The organism is Salipiger sp. HF18 (assembly GCF_011806505.1).
GTDB lineage: Bacteria > Pseudomonadota > Alphaproteobacteria > Rhodobacterales > Rhodobacteraceae > Salipiger > Salipiger thiooxidans.
The window spans coordinates 1-8869 of record NZ_JAATOS010000146.1 but is presented as its reverse complement, the minus strand read 5'-3'; the positions used below and the strand labels follow the sequence as shown (position 1 = coordinate 8869).

The following is an 8869-nucleotide window of genomic DNA, read 5'->3' as shown; positions in this document are numbered from 1 at the left end:
CCAGGTGCCGTCGCAGAAAATGGCGATGCGCTTCATACGTGCCCCCCCTCGTTCGCCCCTCACCTCAGCCGACGCTAGCACGCCCCGCGCGCCCGCGGCTCCCCTTCGCGCGGCCCTGCGGCAAGAGACGGGCGGGTGCTTCCATCCCGGGCGCGCTTTCCGCTATGACGGGCGGGACCCACATGCAGACGAGGTGCACCATGTCGCTGACCCAGGAACTGTCGGACAAGCTCGCCGAGGACACGTTCAAGGCCATGAACGCCACCGGCGACGACCGCTTCTACATGGAGGTGGCCAAGGTGATCGGCGCCTCGTCCACGACGCTGGAAGATGCGTACCTGACCTCGATCCGGGTGCGCCTCGCCGAGCGCCGGGCGCGGCAGTTCATCCTCGAGCGGCTCGAGGGCAGCGCGACGTGCGGCGACCAGTGACCGCCCGGCTCGACGCGCAGATGGCCTTCCTGATGGAGGCCGACCGACTCAAGGCCATCACCCGCGCCACCCGCAACCACGACGGCCGCTTCGAGAACTCGGCCGAGCACAGCTGGCACCTCGCGCTCTTCGCGCTGGTGCTGGCCGAGCACGCGCCGGAAGAGATCGACGTGGCGCGGGTGATCCGCATGCTGCTGATCCACGACATCGTCGAGATCGACGCCGGCGACGCCCCGATCTTCGGCGAGGTGGACGAAGCCGCGAAGGAGGCCGAGGAACTCGCCGCCGCCCGCCGCCTCTTTGGCCTGCTGCCCGAGGCGCAGGGCGCCGAGCTGCTGGCGCTCTGGCTGGAGTTTGAGGCCAACGAGACACCGGACGCGCGCTTCGCCAAGTCCCTCGACCGCTTCCAGCCGCCCAACATGAATCTCGCCATCGGCGGCGGCAGCTGGAGCGACTACGGCGTCACCCTCGATGTCTTCGAGGCCAAGGTCGGCCCCAAGATCCGCCGCGGCGCCCCCGCGCTCTGGTCCTGGATCCGCCCCCGCGTCGCCAGCTTCTTCGCAGGCCCCTGACCGCCCGGCCACAAACGCCCAGCCGGCGGCACGGTCACGATGCCTCCGGCGGGAGTTTATCTGGCAAGATGAAGACTCATGCCGACCCGCGCTGGCCTCTGCTTCGCCGGTGTCTTTGCGGGCCGCCGCTGAGAGCAACCGCAGCGCAAGCGTCATCGTGGTGCCGCCTCCGGCGGGGGGGTATTTGGCAAGATGAAGACACCTGCCACCCCACACCAACCGCCGCCCTTCATCTTGCCGGATAAACTCCGGGGGTGAGGCCGCAGGCCGAGGGGGCAACGCCCCCTGCTTCCGCGTCATCCGTGCGACATCGGACCTCCCGCAAAACCGCAGCCGCGCGCAGGCAAATCCCGAGGTCCGTGACCGGTCAGCAGCATTGCACTTGCCCACCGCCCCCGTCCCCAGGACTTCCCACAACAAAAGGGCCGCCGCGCGATGCGGCGGCCCTTCAGACCTCGGGTGATGCGAGACGGACCCCGTCAATAGTGGATGGCGCGACCCCAGGCGTCGAGCACGCTCTCGTGCATCATTTCGCTGAGCGTCGGGTGCGGGAAGACCGTGTTCATCAGGTCTTCCTCGGTGGTCTCGAGCTGGCGGCCCACCACGTAGCCCTGGATCAGCTCGGTCACTTCCGCGCCGACCATGTGCGCGCCCAGAAGCGCGCCGGTCTTCTCGTCGAAGACGGTCTTCACCATGCCCTCGGGCTCGCCCAGTGCGATGGCCTTGCCGTTGCCGATGAAGGGGAAGCGGCCGACCTTGATCTTGTAGCCTGCCTCCTTGGCCTGCGCCTCGGTCATGCCGACGCTCGCCACTTGCGGGTGGCAGTAGGTGCAGCCGGCAATGCTGTCGGGGTCCACAGCGTGCGGGTGGCCGCCGGCGATGAGCTCGGCCACCATGACGCCCTCGTGCGATGCCTTGTGCGCCAGCCACGGCGCGCCCGCCACGTCGCCGATGGCGTAGACGCCCTCGACCCCGGTGCGGCTGTACTTGTCGACCACCACCTGTCTACTCTCCCCCTTGGCGCCGAGCGCCTCGAGCCCCAGCCCCTCGGTGTTGCCGACGATGCCCACGGCGGAGATCACCGTGTCGAACTCCTCGGTCATGGTCTTGCCGTTCTGCTCGATATGCGCGGTGACCTTGCCCTGCCCGCGGTCGAGCTTCTTGACCATGGTCTTCTCGCGGATCTTCATGCCCTGCTTCTCGAACTGCTTCTTGGCGAACTTCGAGATCTCCTCGTCCTCCACCGGCAGGATGCGGTCCATGACCTCGACCACCGTCGTATCGGCGCCGAGCGTGTGGTAGAAGCTGGCGAACTCGATGCCGATGGCGCCCGAGCCGATCACCAGCAGCTTCTTCGGCATGCGCTTGGGCTGCAGCGCGCCCTTGTAGGTCCAGACCAGGTCGCCATCCGCTTCGAGGCCCGGCAGCTCGCGCGCCCGGGCGCCGGTGGCCACCACGATATTTTTCGCGGTCAGCTCCTCGGTGCCCTTGTCGGTCTTCACCGAGACCTTGCCCTTGGCGGTGATCGTGGCCTCGCCCATGATCGAGGTCACCTTGTTCTTCTTCAGAAGATGGGTGACGCCGGAATTGAGCTGCTTGGCCACGCCGCGCGACCGCTTCACCACCGCGTCGAGATCGAAGCCGATGCCGTCGGCCTTGAGACCGTACTCCTTGGCGCGGTGCATGTAGTGGAAGATCTCCGATGAGCGCAGCAGCGCCTTGGTCGGGATGCAGCCCCAGTTGAGGCAGATGCCCCCCATGTGCTCGCGCTCCACGCAGGCCACCTTGAGCCCGAGCTGCGCGCCGCGGATCGCGGCCACATATCCGCCGGGTCCGGCGCCGATGACGATCATGTCGAAGCTTTGGGAAGCCATGGCTCTCTCCGTCCGTGTCAAATTAGTTTGGCATTAAACCATTTTCCGCAACGCTTCAATGTAAAGCCAACCCCGGCGGGCGGTTTCCTGTCGCACACAACCCTGAGCGTCACTCCGAGCGTCATGGTCGCAGCATGGAAAAAGGCCCGCACGACAGCGGTCGCACGGGCCTTCCAATGGCTTTGCAAGGGCTTGCACGCCGCCCGGAGCCGTCTCAGGCCGCCTCGGCCTGAAGTTTGCGCAGTGTGGCGCCGTAGCCGCCCTGTTCGACATAGGCACGCTCTGCGGCGGTCGATGAGCGTTCGAGCGCCGAATTCCGCGTCGGGAAGCGGCCGAAGTCGCGGATCACCTCGCGGTGGGCGCGGGCGTGCAGCAGGTTGCTGTCTCCGGTCTCCTGCATGCGCTCCTTGAGAAGGCGGATGCAGCGGTCCTGGTCGCAGAGGTTCTCGGAGTGCATCAGCGGCAGGTAGAAGAACTGCCGAGCGGGCTCGTCGATCTTCATGTCCCAGCCGCGCCAGATCGCCTGCTTCGCCGCCGCGAGCGCGATCTCGTCCGAGGCGAAGGCCTTGCCGTTGTCGCGGTACATGTTGCGCGGAAACTGGTCGAGCAGCAGGATGTAGGCCAGAGCCCCGCTGGGATAGGTCAGCCAGAGCCCGAAGCGGCCTTCCATGGCCGCCTCCCAGGTCTCTTCGAACAGGTCGCGGACGCGGGCGTCTAGCGCCTCGTCCTTTGCATACCACCGATCCGGCCCGACCTCGTCGATCCAGAATGCCAAGATATCTTCCGGCCCCGTCATGGCCTCATGCTCCTTTCACCTCGCCCTCACCCCGGGCGTCACACGAAGGTTACAATTCCCACCAACGGAACCGAAAGTCACGTTTTCTGTCAATTACGACATTCCGGCAGTGACAATCAGCTCGTCTGCTGCGTGGATCCACCGGGTTCTCCGGCAAGGTCCGCCGCTTCGGCGGCTTCCGCGGCCTCGATGGCCACCTCCTGAATGACCTCGAGCGCCACCGGCGTCGCGGTCGGCAGCACCGCCGTGTAGGCCCCCGTCTCGTCGACCGTGGGCGCCTTGCGCTGGGTCATCCGCCAGACCGCGTAGACGGTGAGGCCGAGCAGCAGCACCGCGATCAGGCCGAAGAAGCCGCCCAGTCCGAAGGTCTGGATCGCGTAACCGGTGACGATGGGACCGGCGATGGCGCCCACCCCGTTGACGAACAGCATCCCCGCCGAGGCCGAGGCCATGTTCTCGGGCTCGAGGAAGTCGTTGGTGTAGGCAATGAGCAGCGAATAGAGCGGGTTGGCCGCCCCGCCGGCCACGAGAGCGGCGAAGAGCAGCACCGGGAATTTCTCGGGCATGGCGGCGGCCACGCAGGACGCGAGCCCGCCCGCCAGCGCCACGAAGGCGACGAGGCGGCGGCGGTCCATGCGGTCCGAGAGCCAGCCCAGCGGGTATTGTGTCACCAGCGCGCCCACATAGAACGCCGCCACGAACATCGAGATCTGGGTGAGCTTCAGCCCGGCCTCGGCCGCGAACACCGCCGCCATGCCGAACTGGGCCGAGAACACCCCGCCCAGCAGGAACATGCCGGTGACCCCGAGCGGAGACACGCCGTAGAGCTCACGCAGACTCATTCGTCGGGTGGTGTCGAAGGCGGGGGTCGGCGCGACCGACAAGAGAATCGGCGCAAAGGCCACCGAGACCAGCACCGAGGGGATCACGAACAGCAGGAACCCCGACGGATCCGGCACCAGCAGGATCGCCTGCGCCGCGATGATGCCCAGCATCTGCACGATCATGTAGGCCGAAAGCGCCTGCCCCCGGCTCTCGTTCGACGAGGCGTTGTTGAGCCAGCTCTCTGCGGTCACGTAGACGCCGCAGTAGCAGAAGCCGATGACCATGCGCTCGGCGGTCCAGACGATGGGATGCGGGAAGGCCGGATAGAGGATCAGCACCGCCGAGATGAAAGACCCCAGCGCGGCGAATACCCGCACGTGCCCGACCCGGCGGATCATGCCCGGGGTGAGCCGCGACGCGAGCAGGAAACCGGCGAAATAGGCCGACATGACGACCGACATCTCGAAGGCCGAGAACCCCGCGCCGCTGCCGCGCACGCCGAGCAGAGACCCCTGCAGGCCGTTGCCCAGCATCAGCAGCAGCATTCCCAGAAGCAGAGCCCAGGAATGTTTAAGAACGTCGAGCATGTCGTGTCTCCTCGTCGCCACATGGCCGGGCCTGAATCAGTGGCGTAGCCCTGCCTGTCCCGCTCCGCTGGTGCAACCCCTTGCGGGAATTTCGTGGCAGTTTGCCGTTTGACCGGCGGGTCGTTGCTAACGGCGCCCAGGAATTCCAGATTCCGGATACTTGTGGGCCGGTCCGCCCGGGTCGCCCTTGCGGCGTCGCCACGGCGCAGCACCGCATTCCGGACGGGGATCAGGGTGTTCGCGCGACCCCACGGGACAACCGCTCGTGACGACAGGAGCAAAAAGTCACTTGCCGGCATGTGGCTTGCCTAAGCCAGTCTTACATTCGGCATTTTCGCCCCTCGACATCGGCAGGTCCAAATTGCATCAACTTATCAACTCACTACCCTTAAGGACGAGTGAACCCGGCAGCTTCTCGGCGATACTCCCGAAAAGTCGCCGGGATGTTCGCGCCTTCTGTCATGTCAGAGCGCCGGCCGACCTGCCCGGCATCCGCGGCGCAGGAGAGTGCGATGACGGCAAGGTCCCTGTTCAGGACATGGGCGCGGCGGTTCCGGCTCTGTTCTCCACGGGCTCGCCGCTGGGCGCATGGCTCGACGACACGGTGGAAGACACCGACGCGCTGCCGGGCGGCGCGCTGGACCTGCCCGGCAGGATCGTCAAGCCGCTGGCCGAGGAGATCTCGGCGTTCACCACGGACCTGCCGTTGCTGCCGATCTGCCTCAACGCGCGCACCATGCTGAACTCGGACACGGTGGTGCTGCGCTGAGCCCCGTCAGGGGATCAGCAGCGAGGAATCCCCGTACGAAAAGAAACGGTAGCGCTCGGCGATGGCATGATCGTAGATCCGCTTCATCCGCTCCTGCCCCATAAGCGCCGAGACCAGCATCATCAGCGTCGATTTCGGCAGGTGGAAATTGGTCATCAGCGCATCGGTCACCCGGAAGGTGAAGCCCGGGTAGATGAAGATGTCGGTGACCCCCTGCCAGGGCGCGATGGCGCCGGTGTCGCGCGCCGCGGTCTCGAGCAGGCGCAGCGCCGTGGTGCCGACGGGGATCACCCGCCCGCCCGCGGCCTTGGTGGCGGCGATCTCGGCGGCGGCGCTGTCCGAGACCTCGCCCCATTCGCCGTGCATGCGGTGCGTGGTCACGTCCTCGACCTTGACCGGCAGGAAGGTGCCCGCACCCACGTGCAGCGTGACCTTGGTGAAGTCGACCCCGTGCGCCCGCAGCGACTCGAGCAGCGGTTCGTCGAAGTGCAGCGAGGCGGTGGGCGCCGCGACGGCCCCTTTCCGCTCGGCCCAGACCGTCTGGTAATCTTGCTTGTCCTGCGCATCCGCCGCGCGCCTGGCGGCGATGTAGGGCGGCAGCGGCATCGCGCCCGCCTCGGCCAGCGCCGCGTCGAAATCCTCGCCCACGAGGTTGAAGCGCAAGAGCCCCTGCCCCTCTTCCCTGGACTCGAGCACCGCCGAGAGCGCGTCCGAGAACACCACCGTCTCGCCCTCGCGCAGCTTCTTCAGCGGCTTGACCAGCGCCGCCCAGCAGCCGTCCGCCCGCGGCTCGAGCAGCGTGACCTCGATCTGCGCGCGCGTGAGCCCCTGTGCGCCGTCACGCTCGCGCGTGCCCGAGAGCCGCGCCGGGATCACCTTGGTGTCGTTCAGCACCAGCCGGTCGCCGGGGCGCAGCCACTGGGTCAGGTCGCGCACCACCGCGTCAGTGAGCGTGTCGCCATCGGCCACAAGCAGCCGCGCCGACGAGCGCGGGTTCGCGGGCCGGGTCGCGATCAGCGCCTCCGGCAGGTCGAAATCGAAGTCGGAGAGTTTCATGCAGGTCCTATTGCGTCACGCTGGGGGGCGGGCGCCGGAAGATGTCACGGAACATGCCGGGGGTGAAGACCGAAAGCGGGTTCACCGAGGTGCGCGGCGCGTCCACCGGCCCGGCAAGGTTGAAGTTGAACCCGATCAGCCCCTCGCCCTTGCGCGCGAAGAGCCGTCCGATGCCGTTGATGATGTAGACCGGCGACAGCACCCCCTGCATGTCCATCGTCCGGCTGCCGAGGTTGTAGTAGCCGTCCATCGAGATGCCCATCGACGGACCCACCGCGCTCGAGCGGCTGACGATGACCTGCTGCGGCGTGAGCCGGAACCGGGCCTCGACCTCGCTGAAGAACAGCCCCGAGCCGTTCAGCTCGTCGATGAGCCCCACCACCGAGACCGCGTCGAGCAGCCCGGTGATGGCAGGCGCGTTCTTGAGCCGCGCGCCCTCGATCTCGAGCGCGCCGTCGTATTCGCCCGCGCGCCCCTGCACCGGGGTCAGCGTGAGGTCGAAGGTCCCGTCCTGCACGTTGCGGAAGATCCCCGCCCCGGCCAGCACGTCGCCCGCGTCGCGGCTCTGCAACCGCATGGCGCTGCGGCCGTGCTGGGGAATGATGCGCCCCTTGATGGGGGCGGTGCCGCCGACCCGCGCCTCGAAACTGCCGTCGAGCCCGCCGTTGCTCTGGAAGGCGCCCTTGAAGGCGGTGAGATACATGGTGTCCGTGATGTCGAGCCGGTCGAGATCCACGGTGATCGGCCCGTCGCCGCCCGCACCTCCGCCGCCGCTGGCACCGGTGCCGAAGGGGGCCCGGCGCATGTCGAGCCGCCCCGAGGTCAGCCGCACCGCGGGCGCCGCGCCCCGGCCACGCGCGCTCAGCACGGCGGAGGCGTCGAGCCAGCCCCCGACCCGCAGTCGCGGCAGGGTCAGGCTGCGGAACTGCCCCGCGCCGTCGAGCGCCAGCGAGCCCGCCGCGTCGAGCCCGGCGGCCTTGAGCGCGAGCCGGTCGACCGACACCGGCGACGACAGCCGCCCCTCGACCTCGAACGTCCCGGTGCCGCCCTGCGACGGGCTCCAGCCGATCTGGGGCAGCGACAGGCCGACGCCCGCCAGCGACGAGGCCAGCGAGAAGCGCGGCACCTGCCCCTTGTCGATCTCGACCGTGAGCTGCCCCTTGCCGCTGCCGGTGATCGTGCCCGGCGCGAGCTTCAGCCCCAGCGCCTTCGCCACCGGCTCCGAGAGGGTGATCTCGCCCGCGACCCGGCTGCCCGAATCCGGTGCCAGCGGTTGCGTCCAGCTGCCTTCGAATGGCACGCCCGACATGTCCGCCGGCCCCGAGATCACCAGCCGCGAGTCGTCGAGATCGAGCAGCAGCCGGTCCGAGCTCAGGGTCTTGCCGGGCACCACCTCGTCGCTGCTCACGCCGGTCAGGACGCCCTGCGCGGTGATTTCCATCTCCTCGCGCTTGGCCCCGCGCTTCAGCGGCACCACGATGCGGCCGGTGACCTCGGCATGACCCTCACCCAGCTGCACCGGCTTGCCGGCCTTGCGCATGATCTCGAGCTTGGGGCTGTCGAGATAGGACAGCGCCGCCACCAGCGGCCCGGAGGCCGCCAGCGTGACCTCGCCGCTCGCGGGCTTGGCGCGCAGGTCGGGGATCACGAAGCGGGTGCCGGTGCCGTCGATCTGGCCGCCCTCGGGCGGCGTCACGTGGCCGGATTCGATGATCGCCGCCAGCCGGTTGTCGTAGATGGTAAGCTGTCCGGTGGCATCCTCGAGCCGCGGCAGGTGCTTGGCATAGGTGAGCTCGACGCCCTCGACGCGGGCGTCGATGTAGCTCTTGACCGGCTCTCCCGGGGCCATGCGCAGGGCGAAGATGCCGTCGTGGACCGAGCCCGCGTGGATGTTCTCGGCCACCCAGCGGCGCGCCGGCGCCGCCGCCGCCTCGGGCCAGTGCGACAGCAGGGTCTCGG

8 protein-coding genes are annotated in these 8869 nt (G+C 68.2%); 3 read left to right on the top strand and 5 right to left on the bottom strand.

Annotation, left to right across the window (positions count from 1 at the left end; genetic code table 11):
* The first annotated feature begins 200 nt into the window (after positions 1-200).
* Positions 201-431, top strand: coding sequence for a hypothetical protein (locus tag HC022_RS13465; protein WP_167452780.1), 231 nt, complete (start codon positions 201-203; stop codon positions 429-431).
* A complete protein-coding gene (locus HC022_RS13460) occupies positions 428-1003 on the top strand; it encodes an HD domain-containing protein (RefSeq protein WP_167452781.1) in 576 nt (191 codons plus the stop codon). Before HC022_RS13465 ends, HC022_RS13460 begins: the two co-directional genes overlap by 4 nt.
* Positions 1004-1482: 479 nt before the next feature.
* Here the strand turns inward: HC022_RS13460 and lpdA are convergent, their stop codons facing one another.
* The 3 genes from lpdA to HC022_RS13445 form a co-directional block, all read right to left on the bottom strand.
* Positions 1483-2877, bottom strand: a complete 1395-nt coding sequence (lpdA, locus tag HC022_RS13455) for a dihydrolipoyl dehydrogenase (RefSeq protein WP_167452779.1) — start codon at positions 2875-2877, stop codon at positions 1483-1485.
* A 214-nt stretch (positions 2878-3091) separates the two neighbouring features.
* Positions 3092-3673, bottom strand: a complete 582-nt coding sequence (locus tag HC022_RS13450) for a DUF924 family protein (protein ID WP_167452778.1) — start codon at positions 3671-3673, stop codon at positions 3092-3094.
* Positions 3674-3789: 116 nt separating this feature from the next.
* Complete coding sequence (locus HC022_RS13445; RefSeq protein ID WP_167452777.1) at positions 3790-5085, bottom strand: MFS transporter; 1296 nt, start codon at positions 5083-5085, stop codon at positions 3790-3792.
* Positions 5086-5623: 538 nt separating this feature from the next.
* On the opposite strand from HC022_RS13445, the gene HC022_RS13440 reads away from it, so the two are divergent.
* A complete protein-coding gene (locus HC022_RS13440; protein ID WP_167452776.1) occupies positions 5624-5854 on the top strand; it encodes a hypothetical protein in 231 nt (76 codons plus the stop codon).
* A gap of 6 nt (positions 5855-5860) precedes the next feature.
* Here the strand turns inward: HC022_RS13440 and queA are convergent, their stop codons facing one another.
* Positions 5861-6910 carry a tRNA preQ1(34) S-adenosylmethionine ribosyltransferase-isomerase QueA gene (gene queA, locus HC022_RS13435; protein WP_167452775.1) on the bottom strand — a complete coding sequence of 350 codons (1050 nt, stop codon included), beginning with the start codon at positions 6908-6910 and terminating at the stop codon, positions 5861-5863.
* Positions 6911-6917: 7 nt separating this feature from the next.
* Positions 6918-8869 (bottom strand): DUF3971 domain-containing protein (locus tag HC022_RS13430; RefSeq protein ID WP_167452774.1); only part of this gene is annotated, 1952 nt, incomplete at its 5' end.

Bases quoted from the DNA above. Each gene is read 5' to 3' on its own strand.
- queA (WP_167452775.1), bottom strand. From the start codon at position 6,910: ATGAAACTCTCCGACTTCGATTTCGACCTGCCGGAGGCGCTGATCGCG.
- HC022_RS13450 (WP_167452778.1), bottom strand. From the start codon at position 3,673: ATGACGGGGCCGGAAGATATCTTGGCATTCTGGATCGACGAGGTCGGG.
- HC022_RS13445 (WP_167452777.1), bottom strand. From the start codon at position 5,085: ATGCTCGACGTTCTTAAACATTCCTGGGCTCTGCTTCTGGGAATGCTG.
- lpdA (WP_167452779.1), bottom strand. From the start codon at position 2,877: ATGGCTTCCCAAAGCTTCGACATGATCGTCATCGGCGCCGGACCCGGC.
- HC022_RS13465 (WP_167452780.1), top strand. From the start codon at position 201: ATGTCGCTGACCCAGGAACTGTCGGACAAGCTCGCCGAGGACACGTTC.
- HC022_RS13440 (WP_167452776.1), top strand. From the start codon at position 5,624: ATGGGCGCGGCGGTTCCGGCTCTGTTCTCCACGGGCTCGCCGCTGGGC.